General features: G+C 45.2%; 25 protein-coding genes. 4 read left to right on the top strand and 21 right to left on the bottom strand.

Going from position 1 to position 25,974, the window contains the following annotated elements:
• Window positions 1–504: 504 nt before the first annotated feature.
• From FFM74_RS01175 to FFM74_RS01140, 8 genes are all read right to left on the bottom strand, one after another.
• Window positions 505–1,884 (bottom strand): amino acid permease, encoded by a 1,380-nt coding sequence (locus FFM74_RS01175; protein WP_414672062.1) that lies wholly within the window; start codon window positions 1,882–1,884, stop codon window positions 505–507.
• 302 nt (window positions 1,885–2,186) lie between these two features.
• On the bottom strand, window positions 2,187–3,383 hold the full coding sequence (locus FFM74_RS01170) for an acetate/propionate family kinase (RefSeq protein ID WP_137624824.1): 1,197 nt from the start codon (window positions 3,381–3,383) through the stop codon (window positions 2,187–2,189).
• Between the two features lie 12 nt (window positions 3,384–3,395).
• A complete protein-coding gene (locus tag FFM74_RS01165; RefSeq protein WP_137624837.1) occupies window positions 3,396–4,406 on the bottom strand; it encodes a class I SAM-dependent methyltransferase in 1,011 nt (336 codons plus the stop codon).
• 338 nt (window positions 4,407–4,744) lie between these two features.
• Complete coding sequence (locus FFM74_RS01160) at window positions 4,745–5,203, bottom strand: prepilin-type N-terminal cleavage/methylation domain-containing protein (RefSeq protein ID WP_137624823.1); 459 nt, start codon at window positions 5,201–5,203, stop codon at window positions 4,745–4,747.
• A complete protein-coding gene (locus FFM74_RS01155; RefSeq protein WP_223877126.1) occupies window positions 5,200–6,249 on the bottom strand; it encodes a type II secretion system F family protein in 1,050 nt (349 codons plus the stop codon). Before FFM74_RS01155 ends, FFM74_RS01160 begins: the two co-directional genes overlap by 4 nt.
• Window positions 6,185–7,165: a competence type IV pilus ATPase ComGA gene (gene comGA, locus FFM74_RS01150; RefSeq protein ID WP_137624822.1), complete on the bottom strand. Its 981-nt coding sequence runs from the start codon at window positions 7,163–7,165 to the stop codon at window positions 6,185–6,187. Before comGA ends, FFM74_RS01155 begins: the two co-directional genes overlap by 65 nt.
• A gap of 112 nt (window positions 7,166–7,277) precedes the next feature.
• Window positions 7,278–8,198, bottom strand: coding sequence for a ribokinase (gene rbsK, locus FFM74_RS01145; protein WP_137624821.1), 921 nt, complete (start codon window positions 8,196–8,198; stop codon window positions 7,278–7,280).
• 171 nt (window positions 8,199–8,369) lie between these two features.
• Window positions 8,370–10,850 (bottom strand): hypothetical protein, encoded by a 2,481-nt coding sequence (locus FFM74_RS01140; RefSeq protein ID WP_137624820.1) that lies wholly within the window; start codon window positions 10,848–10,850, stop codon window positions 8,370–8,372.
• A gap of 463 nt (window positions 10,851–11,313) precedes the next feature.
• On the opposite strand from FFM74_RS01140, the gene FFM74_RS01135 reads away from it, so the two are divergent.
• A complete protein-coding gene (locus FFM74_RS01135) occupies window positions 11,314–12,051 on the top strand; it encodes a YebC/PmpR family DNA-binding transcriptional regulator (protein ID WP_137624819.1) in 738 nt (245 codons plus the stop codon).
• 68 nt (window positions 12,052–12,119) lie between these two features.
• Here FFM74_RS01135 and FFM74_RS01130 read toward each other — a convergent pair whose 3' ends face one another.
• A complete protein-coding gene (locus tag FFM74_RS01130; protein ID WP_137624818.1) occupies window positions 12,120–12,980 on the bottom strand; it encodes a TIM barrel protein in 861 nt (286 codons plus the stop codon).
• A gap of 162 nt (window positions 12,981–13,142) precedes the next feature.
• A complete protein-coding gene (gene ccpA / locus FFM74_RS01125) occupies window positions 13,143–14,153 on the bottom strand; it encodes a catabolite control protein A (protein WP_137624817.1) in 1,011 nt (336 codons plus the stop codon).
• Between the two features lie 265 nt (window positions 14,154–14,418).
• Between ccpA and FFM74_RS01120 the strand changes: the two genes are divergently transcribed.
• Window positions 14,419–15,528, top strand: coding sequence for a M24 family metallopeptidase (locus tag FFM74_RS01120; protein WP_137624816.1), 1,110 nt, complete (start codon window positions 14,419–14,421; stop codon window positions 15,526–15,528).
• 642 nt (window positions 15,529–16,170) lie between these two features.
• On the opposite strand, the gene FFM74_RS01115 is transcribed toward FFM74_RS01120, so the two are convergent.
• The 4 genes from FFM74_RS01115 to FFM74_RS01100 all read right to left on the bottom strand — a co-directional run bounded on the left by FFM74_RS01115 (window position 16,171) and on the right by FFM74_RS01100 (window position 18,642).
• On the bottom strand, window positions 16,171–17,124 hold the full coding sequence (locus tag FFM74_RS01115; protein ID WP_137624815.1) for an aldo/keto reductase: 954 nt from the start codon (window positions 17,122–17,124) through the stop codon (window positions 16,171–16,173).
• A gap of 61 nt (window positions 17,125–17,185) precedes the next feature.
• Entirely contained in the window at window positions 17,186–17,656 is a 471-nt protein-coding gene (locus FFM74_RS01110) for a MerR family transcriptional regulator (RefSeq protein WP_223877125.1), read from the bottom strand.
• A 69-nt stretch (window positions 17,657–17,725) separates the two neighbouring features.
• On the bottom strand, window positions 17,726–18,223 hold the full coding sequence (locus FFM74_RS01105; RefSeq protein WP_137624814.1) for a YtxH domain-containing protein: 498 nt from the start codon (window positions 18,221–18,223) through the stop codon (window positions 17,726–17,728).
• A gap of 2 nt (window positions 18,224–18,225) precedes the next feature.
• Window positions 18,226–18,642: a DUF948 domain-containing protein gene (locus FFM74_RS01100; RefSeq protein WP_137624813.1), complete on the bottom strand. Its 417-nt coding sequence runs from the start codon at window positions 18,640–18,642 to the stop codon at window positions 18,226–18,228.
• Window positions 18,643–18,892: 250 nt separating this feature from the next.
• Here FFM74_RS01100 and FFM74_RS01095 point away from each other — a divergent pair, with 250 nt between their 5' ends.
• Window positions 18,893–19,777 (top strand): mechanosensitive ion channel family protein, encoded by an 885-nt coding sequence (locus FFM74_RS01095; protein WP_137624812.1) that lies wholly within the window; start codon window positions 18,893–18,895, stop codon window positions 19,775–19,777.
• 57 nt (window positions 19,778–19,834) lie between these two features.
• Here FFM74_RS01095 and FFM74_RS01090 read toward each other — a convergent pair whose 3' ends face one another.
• The 6 genes from FFM74_RS01090 to racE all read right to left on the bottom strand — a co-directional run bounded on the left by FFM74_RS01090 (window position 19,835) and on the right by racE (window position 24,737).
• Window positions 19,835–20,989 carry an N-acetyldiaminopimelate deacetylase gene (locus FFM74_RS01090; RefSeq protein ID WP_137624811.1) on the bottom strand — a complete coding sequence of 385 codons (1,155 nt, stop codon included), beginning with the start codon at window positions 20,987–20,989 and terminating at the stop codon, window positions 19,835–19,837.
• A 17-nt stretch (window positions 20,990–21,006) separates the two neighbouring features.
• Entirely contained in the window at window positions 21,007–21,720 is a 714-nt protein-coding gene (gene dapD / locus FFM74_RS01085) for a 2,3,4,5-tetrahydropyridine-2,6-dicarboxylate N-acetyltransferase (RefSeq protein WP_137624810.1), read from the bottom strand.
• 18 nt (window positions 21,721–21,738) lie between these two features.
• Window positions 21,739–22,230, bottom strand: coding sequence for a cyclic-di-AMP-binding protein CbpB (cbpB, locus tag FFM74_RS01080; RefSeq protein ID WP_137624809.1), 492 nt, complete (start codon window positions 22,228–22,230; stop codon window positions 21,739–21,741).
• Between the two features lie 576 nt (window positions 22,231–22,806).
• Window positions 22,807–23,325 (bottom strand): metallophosphoesterase, encoded by a 519-nt coding sequence (locus FFM74_RS01075; protein ID WP_137624808.1) that lies wholly within the window; start codon window positions 23,323–23,325, stop codon window positions 22,807–22,809.
• 1 nt (window position 23,326) lies between these two features.
• Window positions 23,327–23,929, bottom strand: a complete 603-nt coding sequence (locus tag FFM74_RS01070; RefSeq protein WP_137624807.1) for an XTP/dITP diphosphatase — start codon at window positions 23,927–23,929, stop codon at window positions 23,327–23,329.
• Window positions 23,925–24,737 (bottom strand): glutamate racemase, encoded by an 813-nt coding sequence (racE, locus tag FFM74_RS01065; protein WP_137624806.1) that lies wholly within the window; start codon window positions 24,735–24,737, stop codon window positions 23,925–23,927. The genes FFM74_RS01070 and racE overlap by 5 nt, the downstream gene beginning before the upstream one ends.
• 199 nt (window positions 24,738–24,936) lie before the next feature.
• Here racE and FFM74_RS01060 point away from each other — a divergent pair, with 199 nt between their 5' ends.
• Window positions 24,937–25,467, top strand: a complete 531-nt coding sequence (locus FFM74_RS01060) for a YslB family protein (protein ID WP_223877124.1) — start codon at window positions 24,937–24,939, stop codon at window positions 25,465–25,467.
• A 110-nt stretch (window positions 25,468–25,577) separates the two neighbouring features.
• Here the strand turns inward: FFM74_RS01060 and trxA are convergent, their stop codons facing one another.
• Window positions 25,578–25,895, bottom strand: a complete 318-nt coding sequence (gene trxA / locus FFM74_RS01055; RefSeq protein ID WP_137624804.1) for a thioredoxin — start codon at window positions 25,893–25,895, stop codon at window positions 25,578–25,580.
• Between the last annotated feature and the right edge of the window lie 79 nt (window positions 25,896–25,974).

The raw sequence follows: 25,974 nt of genomic DNA, 5'->3' as shown, positions 1-25,974 counted from the left end.
CTTCACTGCTCAAAGCGCACCAGAACCGTTTGAGACACAAGATAACTGATTAACGAATCGGGTTGTTTCCGCCTACCGGAGGGGTCGTTTGGGGCTGGAACGCCATGAACCATTTTTGAGCCAAAGGTCGGTCTCAAAAGCTGGTTTTTGACTAACCGCGGAAAAATCACCACGCTAAGTCAAATGCCACGGCTGAGCCCCAAACGCCCCCTCCTCACGGCTAGAGACGTGTACTGTTTTGGATTATTGCCTACTGGATAGTGATGTTAAAAAGCAGGTGCACCCAATAGAACAGTTAAGATTTGACAGTTCCTTTAGTTTTTTAATCCGCCAAAATTTATGCCACAGAAGACTAGTTCTCTCTATTTGTTGTGTGATCACTCAATTAGAACTGAACGTGCCTTCTTTGTCGCCTAGGCTTCCTACCGACAGAAAAAACTTTATACCAAATAGTTGACGCAAAAAAAGACAGGTCTGAAAATTTTCTCAGACCTGTCTTTGAACTTATAGTGTCCCTGCATGGACTTTTTCATTCACAATTTTAATGACGTATAAGACAACTAGCCAAATCAATGAAGCGACTAACGCAATCAACGTCTCGGTTTTTAAACATAACACAATCGTGATAAAGCCTAAAAAGGCTAAGATCAAGTAATCCGAAATTGGAAAGAACGGCATCCGGAATTTTTTAGACCGCTGCTTTCCCACTTTTTTCCGATAAGCGAGATGTGCCAGCACAATCGCGCCCCAGATGAAAATGAAACACGTCGTCGAAACGCTGGCAATCAACGAGAAGACTTTACCAGGCATTAGTAAATTCAATAAGACTGCCAAGCCAATGACCAAAGTTGAAAACCAGAGTGCGTTACGTGGCACTTGGCTTGGTGACAGTTTACCCATTTGACGCGCAAACTTACTCTTGCCACCGTATGTCAGCGAGAACAACATCCGACCCGTACTAAATAACGCACTGTTGCAAGAAGACGCTGCCGCGGTTAACACCACAAAATTGATGATTGCGGCCGCTGAAGTAATGCCTAGATTGGTAAAGACTTGCACAAAAGGACTGTGCGCTTCTGAAAAGTAACGCCAAGGATACATCGCCATTAAGAAAAATAATGACCCCACATAGAATAGGATGATTCGAATTGGGATGTTGTCAATGGCCTTCGGAATAACCGTTTTAGGATCCTCTGTTTCAGAAGCAGTCATGCCGACCATTTCAATCCCGATAAAACTAAAAAGCACCATTTGAAAGGATAACACAAACCCTTTCATGCCATGTGGTAGGAAGCCACCATAATTCACTAAATTGCCAAGACCTGCATGTCCCACTGGCGTTTTAACACTGAAAACGACCATCACGATACCAACGACAATCAACGCCACGATGGCAACAATTTTTATAATCGCGAACCAAAACTCGGTTTCCCCAAAAGCTGAGACATTCACGGAATTTAAGGCCAGCAGTAAGATCAAAATAATGACGCCAGGAATCCACTGTGGCAGTTTTGGAAACCAAAATTGCATGTATTCCCCGACGGCGGTAATTTCAGCCATCGCAATCGTGATCCAACAAACCCAATACGTCCAACCAGCGACAAACCCGGTTCGTTCACCTAAATATTTTTTAATAAAATCAATATACGAATGCGTCTTTAAATCAGATAGTAACAGTTCACCCAACGCTCGCATGAGCAAAAAGCAAACGAGTCCAGTCACTAAGTACGCAATTAAAATTGATGGCCCAGCTAAGTGGATGGATTGACCAGCACCTAAAAACAGTCCAGTCCCAATCGTCCCACCAATGGCAATCAACTGCACATGACGGCTCTTTAGTCCCCGCGAAAGTTGACCATTCGCAGGTTGTTCACTTGCTTTCATAATATCAGCACTCCCCTTGACTTTTATTATACGGGTCAACCTAACTGGTTTCAAAAGGGCGCGCTTCTCGTTTTCGGCAAATCGGTCTAGTCCAAATTAACCATCCGCAGGCTAAACACTGCTTTAATCAGCTTCTCTAATTCCGTGCCAACACAGATGACAGCGGATTAATCTTTTGTCAGTTAACAAACGAATTAACATGAATGACATGAAGCTAAGACAATCTAAGGTGAATAACTTTCAAGTTAGCGTAAAAAAACACATCTCCGAAAAGTTCTCGGAGATGTGTCCATCAATCATCATTATTGTTTAGGCTGACCGATCCGTTCAACGTCACGCGCAATCATCAATTCCTCATCAGTCGGAATCAAAATCGTGCGAATCTTGGCAGTCGGCGTACTCAGGTCACGTTCGACCCCACTGACCTGATTTTTATGCGGATCAATGGCAACGCCAAAGTAACTTAACTTATCCGCAATTCGCTGACGCATTTTTGCATCACGTTCACCGATACCGGCAGTGATCACAATGGCATCCGCACCTTGCAGCTCCGCCAAGTAGGCGCCAATATATTTGACAATCCGGTTCACAAAAATGTCAATTGCCAGCTGGGCCATCTTATCGTGACCACAACGTTCCTCTAAGATTTCCATGTCTGCGGAACCCGCAATGCCTAACAGACCAGACTGCGTGTTCAAAATTTTGAGCATGTCATCTGGATCTTTGAGAGCTAACTTTTTCATCAGATACGCCATTAACGACGGATCTAAGTCACCAGAACGCGTCGCCATCGTAATTCCGGCTAACGGCGTGAAGCCCATCGAAGTATCCAAGCTTTTGCCATTCTTAATCGCGGTAATTGAACTCCCCGCCCCTAAATGCAGCGTGATCAACCGTAGCTCCGATAATGGGCGTCCCATTAATTTGGCGGCACGACCAGCAACATAGCGGTGGCTCGTCCCATGGGCGCCGAACTTGCGCGCGCCATATTTTTCATAGTAATCATATGGCAATGAATATAAATAATTCACTGGCGGCATACTCGTATGGAAAGAGGTATCAAAGACTGCTACGGCAGGTACATTCGGTAAGACCCGCTTGAAAGCTCGAATGCCAATTGCATTGGCTGGATTATGCAATGGCGCATATTCAGCAAGTGCTTCAATCTGCGCCAAGACTTTGTCCGTAATCAAAACAGAATCCTTAAAAATTTCACCGCCCGCAACGACCCGATGACCGACAGCAGTAATTTCATCAAACGTTTCAATAATATGCAACTTAATTAACTCTTCCAAGATCAAGTTAACCGCCGTCAAATGATCCGGAACAACTTCAGTTTCACGATACTTATGATCCAATCCATAACGAATATGAACTGGTGAGGTCTCGAAACCAATTCGTTCAATCGCACCACTGGCGATAACTCGCTCTTGTGGCATTTCAAATAACTTAAATTTCAAAGTCGAACTGCCCGCGTTAATCGCAATCGTCTTCCCCATCAAGACTCACTCCTAGCGTTTAATATTTTGACCAACCCACGCATCAATCTGCGCTGTGAAAGCTTCAAAGGCCCGCGTGTCTTCAAAAGATGGAAATTCGCCTAGCAACACCTTAGCGGCTTGTTGGGCTTTTTCACCATGCTTTTGTAGGACCACGACAGACTTACGTGACTTCTCATCTAAAAATAAATTCTTGGGCAAGTTTAATAATCCTTGCAAGTATGCCGCAGAACTCATCCATTTGAGCAGTCCTTGCGCTTCCTGTGATTGGAAAATATTGGTTGGTACGAGAAAGACGCCCCAGCCACCCGGTTGTAATTGTGACATTGCCTGTTCCATCAATAAATGATGAACATACGAGTGGCCGTTAGTTGCTTTGGTTTTAAAATTAGCAACCCGCTCATCTAGCGGATAATAGCCAACGGGCAGATCACCAATGACAACCGTCGTTTTCGGCATGACTAATGGATCAATCCCATCTTGATGGAAAAGTTCAACTTGTGAGCATTGGAAGGCCATGCTCATAGCCGCAATTGCCAGTTGGTCATCATCATTATCGACACCATAACCTTGAATGGTTGCTTGTCGGGTCGGCTGCAATTGGTTAATGACCGTGGTCAACAAATTCCCGGTTCCGACTGCAATATCAAGCAGTGAGAGCTCCCCATCCGCTGCGACTAGCTTTGAAATGAGGTACGCCGTCAATAGCCCAATCGAATCCGGGGTCATTTGATGGTTAGGATCAACGCGATCATCATGGATTGCTTTCAGTAATGCTAACTGTAAGGCGCGGCGACTCGTTTCCGGCTCAATCTTGCTCAACGTCACCGTTTGGTATAGCTTTTCTAGTTTCGCCACACTCGCTGAGTCCGGCTGGCCGTTCTCAACTTGCACAGTCTGACTGAGTAAATTATCACCGGTTTCAATTAGTGCATCAATATACGAGACCGATAGTTGTTGTCTTAAGATCGTGACTGATTGATCTAAGACTTTAAATAATGCTTCCGTTTCTGCTTGTGCCAGAATGCTCACCTCTTCGAAAATTCTTGAATCCTTTCCAATCTTACCGACTTTTGGAATGGAGTTCAAGCTGGAACCCTGTGAATTCGGTTAAACTTTCGGTTTCGGATCAGCAGTTGATTTGACAGGCGGCGGCAGTTTCGGTATGGACTTAGACTCAGTTTTAGCCTGATTAGCCGTTGCTGGCACCGGCAGCTTTACCGGAGGCTTATGATAATCTACCAATAAATAGTGATACATTGCTTGTCGCTGGACAAAGTTATGATAACGAAAACTCTCAAAACCAGCAAAAATGGTCAAAAATGCCACCACAGATAACAAGATGCTGCCAGCACGGCGTTTCACCCGGTCACCCGTGGTAATAATAGTCGCGCCTTAAAAGCTTCGCCTGCATCATTCGTGATTTGTAACAATTGTTGGTCATATTGATAGCTAAACGTTTTGACCTGATTCATGAGGAAAATCCGGCCCCCTCCTGGTCCAATCAACTTAATGTGTCGGTCAGTTTTAGGCGCCCACACGAGCAAATACAACTTACCATTGGCCGCCTTGAGTGCAATCGAGCGTTCTTTGGATTTTACAACTGTGAACCCATGTGCCGGATTTTCTAATTCATGCAGCATTAGATACCATTGAACTGCCGGAATAGGGCGCTGAGCATCGGCAAGAAATTGACGCTGTCCGCGCAACATGACGTGACCCACAATCAGTAAAATACTCAGAGCCAATACCACTTCAATTAAAGTGAACCCTTTACGTGGCGCCGTTGATTTCAATAAGACCCGTTTCAGTTTTTTCATTTTAAAATCTCTCCCATCGAGTTATACATCGGTAATAGCATATTTAAATAAGTACCAACAATGACGAGGGCAATCACCATGAACATCAGCGGTTGAATCCAACTGATCAACCGATTCAGATCACGCACTAGCCGGCGATATTGCATCATCGCGAAATAAATCATTTCCTGACTCAGCTGTTCGGTGGGACCCTCCTTGCCGACAAGCAGTGCCAATTCGTCAGGTAACAAGCGGTCATGTTTAATAATCATCGCAAGTGACTCTCCCGCCAACAAACGGTTCTCAACAAATTCACCCTGCTGTTGCAAGAGTGACTGTGTTTTGAACTGCCGGCTGACTTCACAAATTCCCTGTAACTCGAGTCCACCTGCCAGCAACATGCCCGCATTAAGCGTCAAATAATACCCACTGTACGTCCGGACTAGTGACCCAATGATTGGCAATCGTGCCAGCCATAAAAAGCGTTGGCGCGCTGGCAAGCGTTTCAAATGGCCGATCACAATAATGGTGCCAAGCAGCACAATAATCGCCGCGCTGCTTAATCCCAACTCCCAGGAAATTGCTTGTACTGGCGCCCTTGCCGTCGCATTGAAATTCGGTAAAATGGCCGTCTTGACCATCACCAGCGTGCCAATGAGTAGCGCCAACAAGATTAATGGGTATTGGAGTAGCCGACGAATTTGCTGCTGTTGAGTCGCTTTGGTTCGCATGAGTTGGCCCGCTTGTTGCAAGGTCATCGTCAAAGCGCCATGCTGCTCCGCAATCAATAATTGATAATATAAGTCAATGCCAACGTACGGTTGCAAAGCAGTTGCCAGACCGGCGCCAGCCTGTAACTGGCCAATGACCGGAGACAACTGTTTGAATTGTTGGCCATGGACATCAACAATGAAGTCCATGGCATCGCGCAAAGAAAAGCCATTATCAATGAGATCCGCCAGTGTTTCAAACAAAGTTGCCTGCAACTTGATCGTTAATCGGTTAGTGGTCGCGAAACCGGGCCACCGTTTCAGCGCTAATGCGACCCAAGGCGTGCTGTGCTTCAAGTTGTTGCCCCCATTCATGCGTCATCATCTGTGAGTTATTCGCTAACTGTAAAGGTTCTCGAGCAGTCACAATATCAAAATAGGCCGCTTGTTTCCCACTGACTAGCGGGAGTAACCGTTGATAACTTACGGCAACCAGGGCCTGTTGTAACGTTTCCGCATCAATTCCCAATTGTCGTAATCGTGGCACCACCCCGTAGACCCCACGCGCATGAATGGTGCTGAGTACTAAATGACCGCTTAAGGCCGCCTGAACCGCAATCTGGGCAGTTTCCGCATCGCGAATCTCACCAATGATGAAGACCTCGGGATGATGCCGCAGACCGACCTTCAATAACTCACCATAGGTCATTTGTGCCATCGCATTGACTTGGAGCTGCAAAAATTTAGGCTCATAGATTTCCACCGGGTCCTCAATCGTCATAACGACCTGTTGACGGTCAATTTGGCGCACTAAATCATACATGGTGGACGTTTTACCAGCCCCCATTGGTCCTGAAAATAAAATCAGACCCGTTTGCGACATCAACTTTTCCAATTTAACCCGCTGCGAGGGAATAAGATAGTGTAATCGTGTCGGCCGTGGTTGGTACAATAGCCGCACGACCAACGATTCACGTCCTAAGAAGTCACCAACCGCCGAAATCCGCAAGTTTAACACTTCTTCGGCAACCGTCACGGACATGGCGCCTAATTGCGGCCGTCGATGATCGCTAATGGCCATATTACTGCGATATTTGATATGGTTGATCAATTGCTGCGCCGCGGCAATCTCAATCGTCATTAGTGTTTGCAATTCACCTGCCGCTTGCACGAGAATTTGATACTTACTGACAGTCGGCAACCAATAAATATCACTGGCCTGTTGATCGACGGCCACCTGAATAATTTCACTCAATTGTGCTTCAATTGACACCTTCTCACGCTCCTTTCAGTGATTAGCTCCGCAAAGACAAGACAAAAAAACGACCGAGTTAAGGGTTAAATTAACTCAGTCGTTGATTATTTTTAACTTTATTTACGTCTGCTTAGGCCCGATCGGCTGCACGAATGGCCGCTTCCGTGGGAATAGACGGCTGGGCTCCCAATTTTTGAACCGCTAACGATGACGCCCGATTGGCAAATCGTACTGCCGCCGCTAAATTACTAAAGTCAGGTTTCAAAATTGAACTCAAGGCCCCAATAAACGTATCGCCAGCGGCTGTTGTATCGACGGCGTTCACTTTGTAAGCTGGGACAAAACCATGATTTTGTCCACTCATCCAAAAAGCGCCCTTGCTGCCAACCGTAATGATCACATTGGCCACGCCCATGGCTTGACAAGCTTCGGCCGCCTTAATCATCGCATGTTCATCCGTGACCGGAATGCCAGTCAGGGTTTCAGTTTCGGTTTCATTCGGAATAATGAGGTCGGTCAGCTTTAATAATTCGGGTGCGACTTGTTTTGTGGCCGGTGCTGGATTCAAAATCGTCCGTCGCTTGGCGGCGTGCGCCAATTCGAAAGCACGCACCGTGGCGGCTTGTGGGGTTTCAAACTGAGCCACGATGAAATCACTTTGACTAATCACCGTCTGTGCCAAGTCGACATCCGCCGCGGTAACCTTTTGATTCGTCCCGCCATCAATCAGAATCCGATTTTCACTACTACTATCTAACATAATGACTGCCGAGCCGGTATCTGCTTCAGCACTGTGCTGGACAAATTCCGCATTGACGCCACTATCTGTGAGTTGGGTCACCATGAAGTCCCCGGCCTGGTCCTGTCCGACTTTACCAATAAAAGTCGTGTCGGCACCCGCACGAGCAGCCGCAATTGCTTGGTTCGCACCCTTGCCACCGCCGGCCACGCTCTTACCGATCAAAGGTAGCGTCTCACCCGGCTTGGGGAAACGCTTCACTCTTAAAATTGTATCGACATTTAAACTGCCTAGAATCGTCACTTTATTCATCTATATTCGTCCCTTCAGAAACGCGCTGAGTTAATTTTAGCAAATCACCCGCGAGAGCACCAGTATTCGGAAAATTTATTGCCACTTATTAAGCCCTTTTTAGGATTCACTAGTCCTGATTAGTCAAAAAGACCGTCATTCTAGTCTCAGAATGGCGGTCTTTAAACCTGATTAACCTCTATAAATATTATTTAACCGATAAACATGGAAGCTTGGATTATCGTCATAACCGTAGTACCAGTTATAATTAAATTCTTGAATGGCTTGATGATAAGCATCGTCGTTGTAGCCACAAACTGAAATGACACTGGCATTGCTGCCACTACCATTTGAAACGACCATGACGTGACCAGCGGCACCAAGACCATCACCCCAGACGATGACATCCCCATATTGTGGTGAATAGTACTTCGCGGATGACGCCGTCCCATTGGTGACATTGTAGTAGCCGTTGCTAGTTAACCATGGCCGAATAGATACGGTGTTGTAACCGCCCCAGTTCAGTGAGGTTGGATAACTTGCACCAGCCTTCCAAATTGCTTGTGTCATGGCACCAGAACAATCAGCCGTACCATCACTACCGCTCCGTGACCCCATCATAGAATACGTGATGGTGCCCTTACGGCTAGTGAACCAACTGACGACCCGATCGGTGAAACTATTCTGAACACCGTCACTACCAAAGCTGTAGTATGAGCCATTAATGTAAGTGCCACCAGTTGCCATCTTGCCAGTAGTCGTATCAAAGTAATAACGATGCCGATTCATTTGTAACCAGCCGTATTGCATCTGACCATTGCCATCGTAATAAACGGTCTTATTCCCGTTTGATAAATAATGGAAACCAGTTTGACGGGCACCATAATGATTGTCAAATAAATACCAGTGACCACCAATTTGTTGCTCACCATATTGCATCTGACCATTGCCATTATAATAAACGGTCTTATTCCCGTTTGATAAATAATGGAAACCAGTTTGACGGGCACCATAACGGTTATCAAATAAATACCAATAACCGTCGATATATTGTTCGCCGTACTGCATTTGACCATTGCCGTTATAATAGACGGTCTTATTCCCGTTTGACAAATAGTGGAAACCGGTTTGGCGAGCCCCATAACGATTATCAAATAAGTACCAATAACCATTGATATATTGTTCACCATACTGCATTTGACCATTACCATTATAATAGACGGTCTTATTCCCATTTGCTAGATACTGGAAACCAGTCTGACGGGCACCATAACGATTATCAAATAAATACCAGTAGCCGTTAATCTGCTGCTCACCGTATTGCATCTGACCGTCGACATTATAATAAACGGTCTTATTCCCATCTGCTAAATACTGGAAGCCAGTTTGACGCGCACCATAGCGGTTATCAAATAAATACCAGTGACCGTCGATAGCTTGTTCACCGTATTGCATCTGACCATTACCATTATAATAAACGGTCTTATCACCATTGGCGAGATACTGGAAGCCAGTTTGACGCGCACCATAGTGATAGTCAAACAAATACCAGTAACCATCTATTTGTTGTTCACCGTATTGCATTTGACCTTTAGTATTATAGTAGACAGTTTTGTCACCAGCTGAAAGGTATTGAAAACCCGTCTTCATGGCGCCGGTTGTGGTATCAAATAAATACCAGTAACCATCAACTTGGTGCTCACCAGTTTGCATTTGACCATTATCGGCATAATAATACGTTGTTTTGGTCGCATCAACGTATTGTATCCCAGTTTCCATCGCACCAGTACCCAGGTTGAACAAATAGTTCTGACCGTCGATGGTTTGTTGGCCATACTGCATTTTACCAGCATCATTATAGTAGACAGTTTTAGGATCTTCACTAATATACTCAAAGCCTGTTTGCATCACACCAGTCGTTAAATCAAAACGATACCAGTCGTTGTCAATTTGACGCTGGCCTTTGACCATCGCGGAAGTGGTTGGATCATAGTAATAAGTCTGTTTACTGTCATTAGTATAGAAACCAGTCACATACTGTTGTGTCTGTGAATCATACAAATAAGATTGACCGTTCTTCTCTTCAACCGTTTTTTGAGCTGGTGTGACCGCAGTACTTGTGTCCGTACCGGTATCCACTGTCTTGGTAGGATCAGTTTCCGAATTAACATCTGACTGATTCTGCGAACTGGTATCAGAGCCAGCCTCAGTCGTCGGATTAGTATTAGTTGGTGTTGTAGTCGTACTGCTGCTGTTTGAATCGGTTTCAGTTTGTGTAGTAGTTTGATCCTTTTGTGTGGCAGTTTGATCTTTCGTCACAGTAGCTGCTTGACTTGCAGCTGACGAGGACTCACTAGACACCGCGGCAGCAGGTTCAACAGCGGTTTTGGCTGTAGCTCCACTAGTTGATCCAGCACTTTGGCTACTCGTCCCAGTTACGACTTTTTTGTCGGCCCCCGCAGTTACACCAGCAGCGCCAGCCGTAGTAGTTGAAATGGTTGCGGCTTTTGACTGCGGTGTTGCTGACACCTTTTGCGCAACGGTTGTTTGATCTGCCGCGGGTGTCCCCACCGTATCGGCTTTAGCTTGATGGACCTGTACTAAACTCAAGGTAACCAAGGCTAACGTTGACAGGCAAACTTGATTAAGCCTTTTTTTATGTAAAGCGTTCATTTGACATACTCCCCGTATAAAGATATTTTTCCACATTAAATCGTTCACACATAATTCAATCATGATTCTATCATTAAATGTGTTAAGCAACAAGAACGGTTAACCCCCTAATCCAGCCCAATAAGTGGGGCCAAATAAAGCAGTCACAAGCAATCTAAGCACCTGCAATCCGGCAGATTACAATCATGTTACTTTTTAGTTGAGGCACTCAGTGATTGCTTTCAGCCATAACCTATTTCAAATAACACGGTCACATAAGCACTCACCAAAACAAGCTTTGCAGTAGCACGCACATTTCAGACATGTATGCACGCAATTCAGGATAGTACTGGGGGCAATTTTGATACCGTTCTCAAATCCCGAACCGACAAGACTAATCCTTGAAATTAACGTCTCAATTTGTTATGATACTAACCGTATGTTTAAACATAAATTTGATAAATAAAGAAAGAAGGAGTCACACATGTCAGGACATAGTAAATGGCATAACATCCAAGGGCGTAAGAACGCTCAAGATGCAAAACGTGGGAAGATTTTCCAAAAAATCTCTCGTGAATTATTTATGGCTGTAAAGGCCGGGGGTCCTGATCCTGATTCTAACTCGAATCTGCGGTTAATCATGGACAAGGCTAAGGCTGCCAACATGCCTAAAGATAACATCAAACGAGCAGTTGCTAAAGGTAGTGGCTCCGATGCTGCGAACTACGAAGAAGTGACTTACGAAGGTTACGGCCCTGGTGGTATCGCTGTTCTAGTTCACGCGTTGACAGACAACAAGAATCGGACTGCTGCCGCTGTTCGTTCAGCTTTCACCCATCATGGTGGTGCGTTGGCTGCGACTGGTGCCGTTAGTTACATGTTTGATCGTAAAGGTTATATTGTGATTGTTCGGACCGACGACATGGACACTGATGAAGATACGATGATGATGGATGTTTTAGACGCTGGTGGCGATGATTTACAAGCCAGCGATGAAGCCTTCGAAATTTATACGGATCCTAAGCAGTTAGCACAAGTTCGTGATGCTTTACAAGCCAAAGGTTACAATTTGGAAAGCGCCGAATTAACCATGATCCCTGAGACTTTAACTGATGTCCCAGCCGATAAGCTTGAAAAATTACAACATATGTTAGAAGAACTTGAAGATAACGACGACGTTTCAGATGTTTACGAAGCCGCTAACTTCCCTGATGAAGACTAGCATGATCTAAAAAAGTGATTAAGACCTCTTGCCGAGGGCTTAATCACTTTTTATTTGCCTAAAAACAGCTATACGTGACTTTCTAACGTTTTAACTTCCAAATTTCGCAAATAATGATAACTGGCCAACATATTCGCACAAGTCGCATCCGTAGCGTCTGGCACCTCATAAATCATGCTGGCAGTCGAATTCAGTGCGGGCAAAACTTGTTGCCAATCAATCAGCCCTGCTCCCAGTGGCAGACTGTCATGCTTTTGACCGAGTGAGTCAACGAGGTGATAGTGACGAATCAATGGCTTTAAGCGTTTCAGCGAGAGCATCGTCAGGGCCATATTTCCTTTGAGTCCAATAAAGACATGACTCAAATCACAAACCAGTGGCAACTGATGTTGGATGATTAGCTCATCCAATTGCGGATCACCATACATAAAGCTGGCTGTGATGCCATTTTCAATCATGACATGACCACTACCCTGCTGCACCAAATTGTCCAAGCGGGCAAAGACGACGTCACGAGCTTCTGCTAATGACGCATATTCTTGCACGAGCGCTGAGCTTTCACTGCCGCCGTAGCCACCGTGGACCAATAACTGGCAATCCGTCGCCGTGACTAAATCAAGTAACTGCGCGGTTGACTGCTGTAAAAATTGATAGGCTTCAGGTTGCCGGTTAGGGTCTAATAATTGATCCAAATGGACCCCCTGATAGCTCATTGGATGATGTACGATTACATCAGTGGTTACAGCTGTTTTGACAAACGTAATCGCCGTTTTCAAGCGGTTAAACGCCTCGGGTTCAAAATCAGCTGCACTCGTAAAGAATTCAAACGTTGTCGGCCGATATCTTAATCGGTCCATCAACTGTGCCGGCTCAGCCGACGCCTTCAAGCCCAGTTGTACGATTCCCGGTCGCTTAGGTAAAGTTAACATTTCGGTGTCTCATTCCTCTCTTGGCTCTGAAAATTTCTGCTTGTCGCAACACGCTTGCTTATACTTGGTCACGACGAATTCAGCCGACCAAAAATCGCTGGCAACAGAAAAAGCCCAGAACCGAAGTCCTGAGCTTAGTATAACGCAATCTCACTAACCAGCCTATTCAGCCGATTTTGTCGACGCGCGCCGGGCAATCCCATAAGGTAATGTCACAGTCTTTTCATCTAATTCTTTGTCGTTCATTAACTTCGTCAACATCCGCATGGCAACCGCACCAATATCATACAATGGTTGTGTGATTGACGTGATTGATGGCCGCGTAATTTGAGTCACAATCGTATCATTGCTCGTAATCACTTCTAAGTCGTCAGGAACACTCACGCCAGATTCAATGCTGGCATTAATAATTCCGGCGGCCATTTCATCATCACCAACAAAGACTGCGGTTGCGCCACTGTCGGCGATAACCGGTTGTAACTTCGTCCCAGCATCATATGAATAACCAGCTTCATAAATCAGCTTGTCATCGTATGGCAGCTTGGCTTTGTTCAAGGCCCGTTTGTAGCCGGTCAAGCGGTATTCCGCATTGATTGATTGCGACAACGGTCCGAGTGCCAAAGCAATCTTCTTGTGTCCACGTTGAATCAAGTTGGTGACCGATTCTTCGACAGCGGCGGCGTAATCAATATTGACACTTGGTGTATCGCCTTGTGGGTCAACTGTCCCAGCTAAAACAACTGGTGCCTTGGCGCGTTTGAATTCGGCCCGTAGCTTGTCATCAATATGGTTACCCATGAAAATGACCCCATCTACTTGTTTTGCCATCAAGGTATTCAAAACATTGACTTCTTGTTCGCCGGCATCATCGGAATTGGTTAAAATGATGTTATACTTGTACATCATCGCAATATCATCAATCCCACGTGCTAAAGAAGCAAAGTAAATGTTAGTGACATCGGGAATAATAACCCCAACCGTCGTCGAACGCTTGCTAGCAAGCCCCCGTGCAACGGCATTTGGCCGATAATCGAGTCGTTCGATCACTGCCAGCACCTTTTTACGTGTCGCTGGCTTCACATTTGGATTGCCATTAACGACCCGTGAAACCGTAGCCATTGAAACCGCCGCTTCACGCGCCACGTCATAAATCGTAACTGTTTGTTTTTCCATATAAAATAGCCCTTTCTTACTTGGTATTACTTGTTTTCATTCGCTTTCATGCAACATCAACCAATATAGCAAAATTACGGCTTTGATGCAACTTAAGAAAGCAATTGAAATCGCTTTCATGAAAATAATACCGTACTTGTTTTCAAAAAGCAAGATTTTACAACGGCTTTTTCAATGATCAAGCCAATTTTTCTCACTTTGCTTTAATCAACCGCATAGACTAAACTAAGACTAGCAACAGAATTTAATTTAAGGAGTGATCTAAGTGGCAGATTATACTAAACTGCAACAAGTACGCCAATGGACCGTCGACAACCACGTTGACGTGACCTATGTTAGTGATTATCATACAATTTCTTATCTCACCGGTTTTGGGAGTGATCCGATTGAGCGGACCCTCGCCCTCTTCGTCTTCGCAGACGCAGAACCTTTCCTGTTTGCCCCAGCGCTTGAAGTCGAAGCAATTAAGGGAACTGGCTGGCCTTACCCAGTTTACGGTTACTTGGACCATGAAGATCCCTACGCACTGATTGCCCAACACATTACTGCGCAACTGACAGATCCCAAGGTTTGGGCACTTGAAGAAGCCAGCTTAACTTTGGGCCGTTTTCAAGCCATTAAAGCGCAATTTCCAGCCGCGCATTTTGATAAAAACTTATCACCAATGATTCAACAACTCCGCCTCGTTAAGACTGCGGATGAATTGGAAAAGCTAAACGTTGCTGGTAAGTGGGCCGACTTTGCCTTCGAAAAAGGCTTTGCCGCCGTTAAGGCTGGTCGGACAGAACAACAAGTCGCGGCCGAACTCCAATATGCTTTAATGCAAAAAGGCGTCATGGAAATGAGTTTTGGCACCTTGATCCAAGCCGGTGCGCATGCCGCTGAACCACACGGCGCAACTAGCCAAGCCCAAATCAAACCAAATGAATTGGTCTTGTTTGACCTCGGTGTCATGTGGGAAGGTTATGCTTCCGATGCGTCACGGACGATTGCTTACGGTGAACCAACCGCTAAACAAAAAGAAATCTACGACGTCTGTCTTGAAGCACAATTGACCGCACAAGCCGCCGTTAAGCCTGGCATGGCCGCTGAAGATGTCGACAAGCTCGCACGTGATGTCATCACCAAGGCGGGTTACGGTGAGTACTTTATTCATCGACTCGGTCATGGGCTCGGTCAAACCGACCATGAATTTCCATCAATCATGGCTGGCAACCACATGTCACTCGTTGAGGGCATGTGCTTCTCCATTGAACCTGGGATTTATATTCCGGGAGTTGCTGGCGTTCGGATTGAAGACTGTGGGGTTGTGACTAAGGCAGGCTTTAAACCATTCACTCACACGTCCAAAGACTTGAAAATTTTAGATCTTTAAAATAGTCCTAACTAAAACGGCAGGCTACTCACCATCTCAAGTGAGTGACCTGCTATTTTTTGATTTTATCTAAAGGTTGAGAGACGAAAATCACTGATAAATGCTATCGTAACAGTACATTGGTAACGAAAAGAAGTCAAAATTGTCGCTTCCGGGCGTCGCTGATTACATGCGGACGAGGGACCAGGCCAAGCCTAAGGAGCGGTCTTGGCCTTCGCCCGGGATGGTTGCAAAAACCGCAACTATCCCGGACCGTCCGTCCCGTAAGACCGGCAAAAACCGTCGCTCAAACGGGACTTTCACGTCCGATGCAATCAGCGACGCCCTTCAGCTAGGTCAATGGTTATAAAGTAAATGACGCTAAAAACGGTTGATTTGATTCTTGAAGATCATTGAGCCAGTCGGCAATACTTTGAACTTTCTAAATGCTTTCATTGGCTGTCCGTAACTAATATTTCGTACGTAACTGCTGCTACACTGGGATTAATAGCCACCATTCACCCTGACAACAACCAGCCCACAAATTAACTAACAGCTGTCACTTCCAGCTGGGACTGAAAATTAAGCTTAGCGGAGACAGTCAGAAACGCTGCCAACCTTGCTGCCCTGTTCACATTTATTTTGAACTTACAACCTTTTGACTTATGGTAAATCGTTGCCAGCTGCAAAGTAGACATCGTACCATTCTTGTCGCGTCAACCTGACGTCTGCCCCCGCAATACTTTCAGTTAAATGTTGTGGGTTCATGGAACCTAAAATCACTTGCATCTGAGCTGGATGGCGTAAAATCCACGCCGTCGCAATGGCATTCTTGGTGACACCATACTTATCAGCCAAGGCTTGCAATTTATCGTTGAGCACTTGAAACTTCGGATTATCAATAAACGTGCCCGCAAACAGCCCGTATTGATATGGGGACCAAGCTTGAATCGTCATCCCATGTAACCGTGAGTATTCAATAATCTCACCATCATGATTAACACTCCGGTCATCTTGCATATTCGTGTGCAAGCCGAAATCAATGGGACCAGTGTGCATCACGCCAAATTGTAATTGGTTGATGAGTAATTTTTGATTGAGTGCGTGCTGAACGAGTTCAACTTGCATCGGATTGAAGTTTGATACCCCAAACTGACGTACTTTGCCACTGGCCTGTAAGTCATCAAACGCCTCAGCAATTTCATCAGTTTCCATCAATGCATCTGGCCGATGTAACAAGAATGAATCCAAATAATCGACTTGTAGCCGTTGTAAAATACCATCAACCGTGGCAATCAAATGCTGCTTTGAAAAATCATAGCGTTGCCCAAATACGAGCTCACCGCTACTCTTTTCAGGATCGAGCACAATGCCACCTTTTGATTGAATAAAGAAATCATCGCGCTTTAACCCCGACTGCTTGAACGCCGCGCCAAACGTTTTTTCGGACTCGCCGTTACCATAAATGTCGGCAGCGTCAATCATCGTGACACCCTGTTCATGGACAACATTTAAGACAGTCGCGGCTTCGGCGGTATTCAGCCGAACCATCCGCATGATTCCTAACACGACCGCTGAAACGTTTGTCTGAGTTGAACCTAATTGAATTGTTTTCATTGATTGTTTACTCCTTTGATTTGATTACAATGCTAGCATAGAACTTAGAGTGAACTCTAAGTCAAGGATTTTTACGAAACTGTTGAACTTCGTACGCTTGGACTTGAGCCAACAACTCGTCTAACGTCAGCTTAGGAATTTGATCACAATCAACAGCCGCTTCGCTGCCGGCCTGCTGCGCCTTTTTGTAAGTCGCAATTTTGTGGTCGACCTTTTGTAAGTTCAACAATGATTGATGAATCTGTGCAGTCACTTCACGTTTTTGAGCTTCAAACAATGCTAAGCGTTCCCCCAAAGTCTGGTCACCTTCTGCACACCAACTCACAAATTGACGAATTTCTTCCAATGGCATCCCCGTTTGTTTTAAACAAGTAATCAACGCCAGTGAATCTAGGCCATCGCTATCAAAGCGCCGCCGACCTTGTGCATCGCGCTTCACAAATGGGGTTAACCCAACTTTATCGTAATAACGCAACGTATACGGTGAAAGACCAGTTAGTTTGGCCGTAGTCCCGATTGAATACATGAGCATTCATTCCCCCTTAAGACACTAAAAAAGCCACACACACATTGGCATATGACTTCTCAGTTTAAACCTAATTTATTCTTCAGACTTAGGTGCATCGCTAGCATCAGTGTCTGGTTCGCTTTCGTCGGCGTCGTCTGCAGCACTGTCAGCTTCAGAAGTTTCACCGTTATCAAAAGCGGCAGCAGAATCAATGACAATATCATCACTATTGTCTTCATCTTCACCCTCGGCTTCAACTCGTGCCAATTCAGAACGCAGACTATCCGTAGCTTGGTCTAAACTAGAACTAAAGTTTTCACCATCTTCGGACTTGGCAGCCTGATATTGATCAGCTAAATCAGAAACCTTACTCTTAGCATCGGCAAACTGTTTGCCAGCTTCTTCCTTGAAATCTTCAGCAGCATCATTGGCGTAAAAAGCGTAGTCAATGGCCCGATCTTTAAAGTCAGCTAGGCCTTGTTGTGCCTTGGCCTTGAGTTCGGCTTTCTTCTCATCATCCATTTTCATGGCCACCGTCACAATGGCAGCGCCACCTAAAGCTAAACCAAATAAGAATCCTTTTTTCGACATAATTAAGACTCCTCGCTATTATTTTTTGAACGGCGGTTCCGGTAAACATCAAAGGCAGCTTTACCAACCTTCGACGCACTCGAGAACTTGCTCCGCTTTTCATTACTCTTGCCAACCTTGGCAGTTAATTCACGCGTGGCAGCATTTAAATCAGAAACACTTTGACCTAAGTCGCCCATGGCCTTAAAAGCTGGCTCAATCGTGGCAACTTTACCATTGACATCTTTTAAAAGTTCATTGGCATTCGACATGATTTTTTCAGTTTCATGCGAGAGGGCATCAACATCATCCGTAATCGTGTTCAAGCTACGGTTGACTTCACCCATCGTTTTCGTAATACGGACTAAGAAAATCCCGATGAAGCAAACTAATAGTAAGAATGCTACGGCGGCAATGATCCCCGCAATATGTGTAATCATCTTAAAAAATTCCTCCTTCAACAGCATCTACATTAGAATAAGCATAGCATTGTCATAAAAATACTGCAATGAAAAAAGTGCTTACATCCTGATGAGATTAGCACTCCGCTTTAAGCGATTCGGCTGACAGCCAAAAGCCGGCACGCGATTGCCTCAGCCTGGTTGAGCAATCAGCTTCAACTTTTCAACTTGGTTCATTTCCTAAAGTCTGCTAAACTAAAATTCAGACAACTTTAACGAAGGTGAAAAAATGTTTTTTCCAGTTAATCTCGGCGTCGTGGAAACGCCAAAACAAGTCTCCGTATGGATGAAATTAGTTGCCAAGATTGATTGGCAACAAATCGTCCTTAATATTGGGGGCAAAATCATTGAAATCATTCTTTTCAGCGCGTTATTTTGGATTATTGACCGCGTTGGCAAACACCTGATTCATCATGTATTTATTACCAATGCGAATACTAGTGAGACTGCCTCTAATCGGCTCTCAACGATCTTCACGCTATTATTAAATATCTTCCATTATATTATCATGTTTTTCTGGCTCTATGCGATTCTCTCAACGCTTGGGGTTCCCGTTGGCACCTTGATTGCAAGTGCCGGAATCTTCAGTGTGGCCTTAGGCCTCGGTGCTCAAGGCTTTGTGAGTGATATTGTCACCGGCTTCTTCATCTTACTTGAAGACCAATTTGACGTCGGTGATTACGTTAAAATCGAAACGGTCGAAGGCACGGTTTCAGCGATGGGCTTGCGAACCACGCAAATCACGAGCGCTGATGGTACCTTGAATTTTGTGCCTAACCGTAAGATTTTGATTATCAGTAATCAGTCACGTAATGACATGCGGGTCTTAATTGATCTGCATATTACCGCTAACACCCCAGCCGCAGACTTGACTCAAGCCATTGAGGCGACCAATAAAACATTAGTTCCAGACTACCCTGACATCATCGGTGAACCAGATATTCAAGGCGTCACCACCCAAGCCGATGGGACCTTGGTTTTCCGCGTTCAATTCTACGTTAAAAATGGGATGCAATTTGCCATTCAACGCGACTTTCTCGCCGCCTATTTGGCCGCCGCCAAGGACGCTGGCATTCAGTTGCCGTCACTGTCAGTATATCGCCCACAACGATAAGCTCTAAAAAAACACGCACCCACTTTTCAAAAAAAGTGAGCGCGTGTTTTTTTAGAACTATTTTTGTAACTCATTACGATGCGTCAGATACCCGGTCATCGCATTAACCCCAGCCATGATGGCACTAGTATGTGGCACCATGTGTTCCGAATGCAGTGAATAATGACTATCCACGCCTAACCAGAACATCGTCCCAGGGATTTGATGAATCAGAAAGCCAAAATCTTCACCGGTCATTGCTGGCCGCGTCTCAATAAAGTTAACATCCGCATCAGCCTTCATATAAGACATGAAATCTGCAGTAATTGTATCGTTGTTTTCAACTGGATAGTAGCCGCCCTGATGCAAATCAAGATCAATATTGCAATCATAAGCGAGTGCGATTCCTTCAACAATCGTGCGAACGCGGCGCTGAATGTGTAAATTCATCTCCTGCGTCAATGCCCGAATCGTCCCATCAATCTGGGCTTCACCAGCAATCACATTACCAATCGTGCCCGCCGTAAAGTGGCCTAAAGTCACGACGCCACTCTGAATGGGGTCAACGTTACGAGAGACAATCGTTTGTAACTGTTGCACCAACGCCGAACCTGCCACGACCATATCATTCGCATTATGTGGAAAAGCTGCGTGCCCGCTTTTTCCAGTCAAATGAGCATGGATTTCACAGGTGCCAGCAAATAACGTTCCCATTCGACAACCAATGGCTCCCGCTGGTAAATCTGGATTATCATGAAAGGCAAAGATCTCATCTGGCAACCAGTCAGCGGTTAGTGCCCCGCTCTCGTAGAGTCGTTTGCCACCAGAGGCATTCTCTTCAGCTGGTTGGAACATGAAAATCATATCCGTTTCAGGTTGATTTTCAGCAAAGTAGCTCAAAATTCCTAACGCAACTGACATATGAATATCATGTCCACAAGCATGCATCGTGCCAACGTGCTTGGAGGCAAATGGTAATCCCGTTGCTTCGGTCACCGGCAAGCCGTCGATATCTGTTCGATAGCCAATCCGATAATCATGTTTTTTACCACTCACTTTAACCAAAATTGCCGTCGCTAACGTTGGAATCAACTTAACGGTCAAGTAATCTTGCGGCATTTTCGCAATAATTGATAACAAGTAATCGTGCGTTTCGTGTTCTTCTAAGCCAAGTTCCGGAATTTGGTGTAACTGTTGATAAATTGGAATTAGATCAGCTTCTTGTAGCGCCATTCCTTACACCTCCAAAATTAAAGATTCCGTAATTCACTCATCAGTTCAGTCTTGCTCTTGGTTTTGTCATCAATATCCTTTAACTTACGGGCAGGAACCCCACCAACAACCGTATTTGGTTCGACATCATTAATGACAATGGCCCCTGCAGCGACGACCGCACCTTTACCAACATGAACGCCTTCCAAAACGACGGCATTCGCGCCAATTAAGACATCGTCATCAATCTGAACCGGTTTTGCCGAAGGTGGTTCAACCACACCAGCTAACACAGTTCCAGCACCAATGTGACAATTCTTACCAACGATTGCCCGGCCACCTAAAATGGCACCCATGTCGATCATTGAACCTTCGCCAATTTCAGCACCAATATTGATGACGGCGCCCATCATAATCACCGCATTGTCACCAATTAAAACTTGATCACGAATCGCAACACCAGGTTCAATCCGGGCATTGTATTGCTTCAAGTCAGCCATTGGAACCGCTGAGTTGCGGGCATTATTTTCGATTTCTGAGTCTTCAATTTTAGCCGCATTCGCTGTCAAAAATGGTTCTACGTCGGCCCAATCGCCAAATAGTACCCCAGCATTGCCACTGAAAAAGGTTTTGATGCTAGCAGGCACATCAGTGATTTGGTCAAGTTGACCTTTAACAAAAACCTTCACTGGTGTCTTTTTCTTCGAATTACCAATGTAGTTAATAATTGATTGTGCATCTAATTTTGCCATTAGAACGCCTCCATTGTTTTAATTAGTTTTTTCGTTACCGGAAAAATCCTTCTCAATCATATCATATTGTTTCCCAATTTCATGAGTCAAGAAATTGAAACTCTTCATAAATTCACGTCGCGTAATGATGCCTTGAAAAATACCGTCAGCATCAACTACTGGGACAAATGGATCATTGATCATCAGATGCAGGGTCGTTTCAACGTCACCAACCGACGTCACGGTTTTAACCCGCGTTTCCATCACATCACTGACCCGCATTTGCATTAAGATTTCTGTATTCAACTGATCGAAACCAAGCATTTGCTCAGTAATTAAGGGTAAGGAAACTAAGCCTTCAAAGTGACCATCATTATCCAGTACCGGAATTTTTGAATATTTAATCTTCGTCAGCACCAAAAATGCGTGGTATAAATTATTATCAGCTTGGACAACTGCGACGATGTCGGCCGGAATCAAATAATGATCCGCATTGCGTAACAGCATATCTTCAACTGGTTTAATCAACATCAGGTGAACCCCCTTCTTTAAAGCACCTCTTTCTATTTTACCTGAAAGCCGCGTTAAGTTAAGGGCATTTTGCTTATTTTAATCATTATTTAGCTGTTAATTAAGGATACTAAGTACACAAAAACACGTGAACAGGAACATATCCAGTCACCGTCGCGCTTAAACTCGTGATGAGCGCTCCGCCAGGCAGAATCGTTGTGCCATGCGGGACAGTCCCAGCCAAAGGTCGGTCTGGGAACCTCTATTCCAAGCCGATAACCCACGTCTTTGAATCGCCCTGTAAGATTAGGCGGCAAAGAACGCCGGCCAATCAACGTTTCTGCCTGACTCCGCTGAGCTTAATTTGCTGCAGGTTGGGACTGATAGCATCGGTCGTGATGGTGGCGTTACATCGGCTGATTTTGGCCGACGTTACACCACGGACTGTCCGAGACACTTGCGATTTTTGCAAGCGTTCCGGGCGAGGACCAAGACGCTTCTGGCTTGGCCCGGTCCCACGACCGCATGTTATCAGTCCCAACCGGAAGTGAAATCTGTATGGGCTGACGTACTCGCGCATTTCAGTTTTCAACCGCTTTAGCTGTTAAATTGAAAGTGCAATTCGGGTACTGGCTGTAATTGACGATTGTAATACTGGACGGTTATCTTTTGACCATCAGTTTCGACAATGGCATAGGTTCCGCCGAGGCGGCTAAATTCACCCCGTGGTTGACTGATACTGCCGGGATTTAAAACTAACAAGCCATGATGGCGTTCAACCCCTAATTGATGCGTATGTCCAAAAAAGGCCAGTTGCGCCTGATGTTGCGTTGCCGCTGCCATCAACTGATCCAGCCCAAAGTTAACACCGACTAAGTGTCCATGAGTCATATACACGGACACGCCATCAACAGTCGTGCTCACTTCATCGGGTAGCCGATCATCAAAATCCATATTGCCTTGAACCGTGTATATTTGGTTAAAGACGGCATCATCCACTTGCAACTCAGAATCCCCGCAGTGAAAGAAGGCCGACACTTTTCCTTGATAGGCATCCAGCAATTTCACGAGAATATCGCGGTCGCCATGACTGTCACTTACGACTAAACATTTCATCTTAATTCGCCCACCATTCATCAAATTTTGGCATCAGTTGTCGTAACGCAGCGCCACGATGACTGATTGAATTTTTTTGTGCATCCGTTAATTGGGCCAATGAACATTGAAACTTGTCAGACCAGAATAACGGATCATAACCAAACCCATTGTCCCCGCGTGGCGCAATTAAAATTCGTCCCTTAAGTTCGCCATTGACCACTAATTTTTGCCCATTAGGTTTCAAAGCAACTAGGGTCGTGTGAAAGGTTGCGGTTCGCTGCGCTTCTGGCACCCCGCCTAAATTTGCCAACAACTTGGCATTGTTGGCGGCATCATTGTGATCGCCCGCATAACGGGCGGAGAACACCCCGGGATCACCATGCAAGGCGTCGACCATCAGGCCAGAATCGTCCGCGATGACTGGCAACCCGGTCGCTTTAACAACCACGGTTGCCTTTTTGGTGGCATTTTCTTCAAAGGTGATGCCATTCTCGGTAATTTCCGGGATATCGGTAAAATCGGCCAGTGTTTTAACTGTTATCTCATAGTCTTTAAACATCTCAGCGAATTCACGCGCCTTGCCAGGATTGTTTGTCGCAATAATTAACGTTTTCAACTTAATCCCCCCCTAATTCAATCTGTGTCGCCTTAAAACTTGGTTGTTCGAGCCAATCTTGCGCAATGGTCGCAAACTGTTCCGCCGAACCCGTCGTGTAATACTGATCTGGCTGTGGTTTTTGTGTGCTGGTATTGGCAATATCCAAATAGTCCAACATGAAAGAAACCCCATTGACAGTCTCTGCCCCAGAATCAATCAAGGTGACTTTCGGGCCAACCACGTTCTGAATCAAAGGTCGCAATAAGGGGTAATGGGTACAGCCCAAAACTAAAGTATCAATGCCACTATTTTTGAACGGTTGTAAACCTTCCGCAACCACGCGCTTCGCGACAGAAGACCGGTACTCATTAGACTCAACCAGTGGCACAAACTTTGGACAAGCTTGTGAAATCACGGTTGCGCTCGGATCTTTGGTTAAAATTGCCTGCTGATAAGCTTTGCTACGAATCGTCCCTTCAGTCGCAATCACCCCAATACGGTGATTCTTAGACGCTTTGATTGCGGCCCGTGATCCCGGAGAAATCACACCAATCACGGGAATTCCTAGCTTGGCACGTAAGTCCGGCAACGCCGCCGCTGTGGCCGTGTTGCAAGCGATGACTAACATCTTAATCTGTTGCGCCAACAAAAAATTCGCCATTTGCCAAGAAAATTGCTGAACTTGTGCACTAGGACGCGGTCCATAAGGCAATCTCGCTTGATCACCAATAAAAATAACACTCTCACGGGGGAGCTGTTTCAAGGCCTGTTTAACGACCGTCAAACCACCAACCCCGGAATCCATGAAACCAATTGCCTGTTGATTCGCCATTTTCAAAATCTCCGTTCACTGAATTCTGAAACTTCATTATCGCCTTTTTCAGCGTTGATTTCAAGCAATCCCAAATGCATATGAATTGGTTAAGTTTCCGACCTAGAAAGTGAAAAAAACCTGTATATCTATGGAAACAAGGTATACTATTTATTATGGTGCAGTGAGATACTGCGATTACACATGGAAAGGAACTATCATGACGAACGCCTTTTATTCTCAATTTGCGGGTAACGCGATCAAGTCTTCCGTTTTAAGCGTTGAAGTCTTGCGCGATGCCTTGTTACCAAACTTGCTGGGAGACGATAGCAGTGGGATCCTTTACTGGGCAGGTAAAGAATTGGCGCGCCAATTTCCAGTCGTTTCCAATGAAGACCTAGTGACATTTTTTGAACAATGTGGCTGGGGTCATTTAATTCTTCAAAAAGAAACCAACGATCTGATCACGTACGAACTGACAGGTGAACCCGTTGCTCGCCGTAGCTTCGCACTGAAGGCCCCTGATTTCATGCTTGAAACTGGCTTTCTGGCGGAACAAGTCAGCGAGCGTTTCAACTGCGTCAGTGAAGCCAAAATTACCTCTCAAAATAAAATGTCGCTGCGAATTTCAGTGACAATTGATCATGAACAGCCCTTGTTGGGACAAGATCCACAGACACCAATTGAAATTGTTCGCCCAGAAGCCGACCAACAGCCGGCCGATGATGATCAACCAAATCCGGACGCTTAACCAGTCTTCGGAAATACGCCTAGGACCATGACAGCTGTCACGGTCTTTTTTTGATAGCAAAAAGGTCTCAATCACCATCACTGGCAATCAAGACCTGATAACTGTCAAACCTAGGCTTCAACGAATTGATCTAGGGTTTGCATGATTTGTTCTTTTGAATGGTAACCGACTAAGGTATCGACAACTTCACCATCTTTTTTAACGAGTAAAGTTGGGATACTCATAATGCCGAAGTTGCTAGCCGTATCAGGGTTAGCATCAACGTCCATCTTATTAAAAGTGACCTTATCACCCATCTCGGTTGCTAATTGCTCAACAACTGGTGATTGCATCCGACAAGGACCACACCAAGTTGCCCAAAAATCAGTTAATGTCACACCTTTTGCAGTATCCGCTTCAAACGTTTTATCTGTCGTTGCTTCGACCATTTTAATCGGCCTCCTATAATTGATATTTACTAATAGTAAGTATATCAGTTAACCTTGAAAAAGCACAACCAATTTGTCT

The organism is Lactiplantibacillus pingfangensis (assembly GCF_005404945.1).
In the GTDB taxonomy this organism is placed as follows: domain Bacteria; phylum Bacillota; class Bacilli; order Lactobacillales; family Lactobacillaceae; genus Lactiplantibacillus; species Lactiplantibacillus pingfangensis.
Note: the sequence above shows the minus strand (reverse complement) of the source record. Positions and strands in the feature narration are given on the sequence as shown.

Coding starts and splice junctions, on each gene's coding strand:
- FFM74_RS01175 (WP_414672062.1), bottom strand. CDS start 1,884: ATGAAAGCAAGTGAACAACCTGCGAATGGTCAACTTTCGCGGGGACTA.
- FFM74_RS01170 (WP_137624824.1), bottom strand. CDS start 3,383: ATGGGGAAGACGATTGCGATTAACGCGGGCAGTTCGACTTTGAAATTT.
- FFM74_RS01160 (WP_137624823.1), bottom strand. CDS start 5,203: ATGAAAAAACTGAAACGGGTCTTATTGAAATCAACGGCGCCACGTAAA.
- rbsK (WP_137624821.1), bottom strand. CDS start 8,198: ATGAATAAAGTGACGATTCTAGGCAGTTTAAATGTCGATACAATTTTA.
- FFM74_RS01140 (WP_137624820.1), bottom strand. CDS start 10,850: ATGAACGCTTTACATAAAAAAAGGCTTAATCAAGTTTGCCTGTCAACG.
- FFM74_RS01135 (WP_137624819.1), top strand. CDS start 11,314: ATGTCAGGACATAGTAAATGGCATAACATCCAAGGGCGTAAGAACGCT.
- FFM74_RS01130 (WP_137624818.1), bottom strand. CDS start 12,980: ATGTTAACTTTACCTAAGCGACCGGGAATCGTACAACTGGGCTTGAAG.
- ccpA (WP_137624817.1), bottom strand. CDS start 14,153: ATGGAAAAACAAACAGTTACGATTTATGACGTGGCGCGTGAAGCGGCG.
- FFM74_RS01115 (WP_137624815.1), bottom strand. CDS start 17,124: ATGAAAACAATTCAATTAGGTTCAACTCAGACAAACGTTTCAGCGGTC.
- FFM74_RS01110 (WP_223877125.1), bottom strand. CDS start 17,656: ATGCTCATGTATTCAATCGGGACTACGGCCAAACTAACTGGTCTTTCA.
- FFM74_RS01105 (WP_137624814.1), bottom strand. CDS start 18,223: ATGTCGAAAAAAGGATTCTTATTTGGTTTAGCTTTAGGTGGCGCTGCC.
- FFM74_RS01100 (WP_137624813.1), bottom strand. CDS start 18,642: ATGATTACACATATTGCGGGGATCATTGCCGCCGTAGCATTCTTACTA.
- FFM74_RS01095 (WP_137624812.1), top strand. CDS start 18,893: ATGTTTTTTCCAGTTAATCTCGGCGTCGTGGAAACGCCAAAACAAGTC.
- FFM74_RS01090 (WP_137624811.1), bottom strand. CDS start 20,989: ATGGCGCTACAAGAAGCTGATCTAATTCCAATTTATCAACAGTTACAC.
- dapD (WP_137624810.1), bottom strand. CDS start 21,720: ATGGCAAAATTAGATGCACAATCAATTATTAACTACATTGGTAATTCG.
- cbpB (WP_137624809.1), bottom strand. CDS start 22,230: ATGTTGATTAAACCAGTTGAAGATATGCTGTTACGCAATGCGGATCAT.
- FFM74_RS01075 (WP_137624808.1), bottom strand. CDS start 23,325: ATGAAATGTTTAGTCGTAAGTGACAGTCATGGCGACCGCGATATTCTC.
- racE (WP_137624806.1), bottom strand. CDS start 24,737: ATGGCGAATCAACAGGCAATTGGTTTCATGGATTCCGGGGTTGGTGGT.
- FFM74_RS01060 (WP_223877124.1), top strand. CDS start 24,937: ATGACGAACGCCTTTTATTCTCAATTTGCGGGTAACGCGATCAAGTCT.
- trxA (WP_137624804.1), bottom strand. CDS start 25,895: ATGGTCGAAGCAACGACAGATAAAACGTTTGAAGCGGATACTGCAAAA.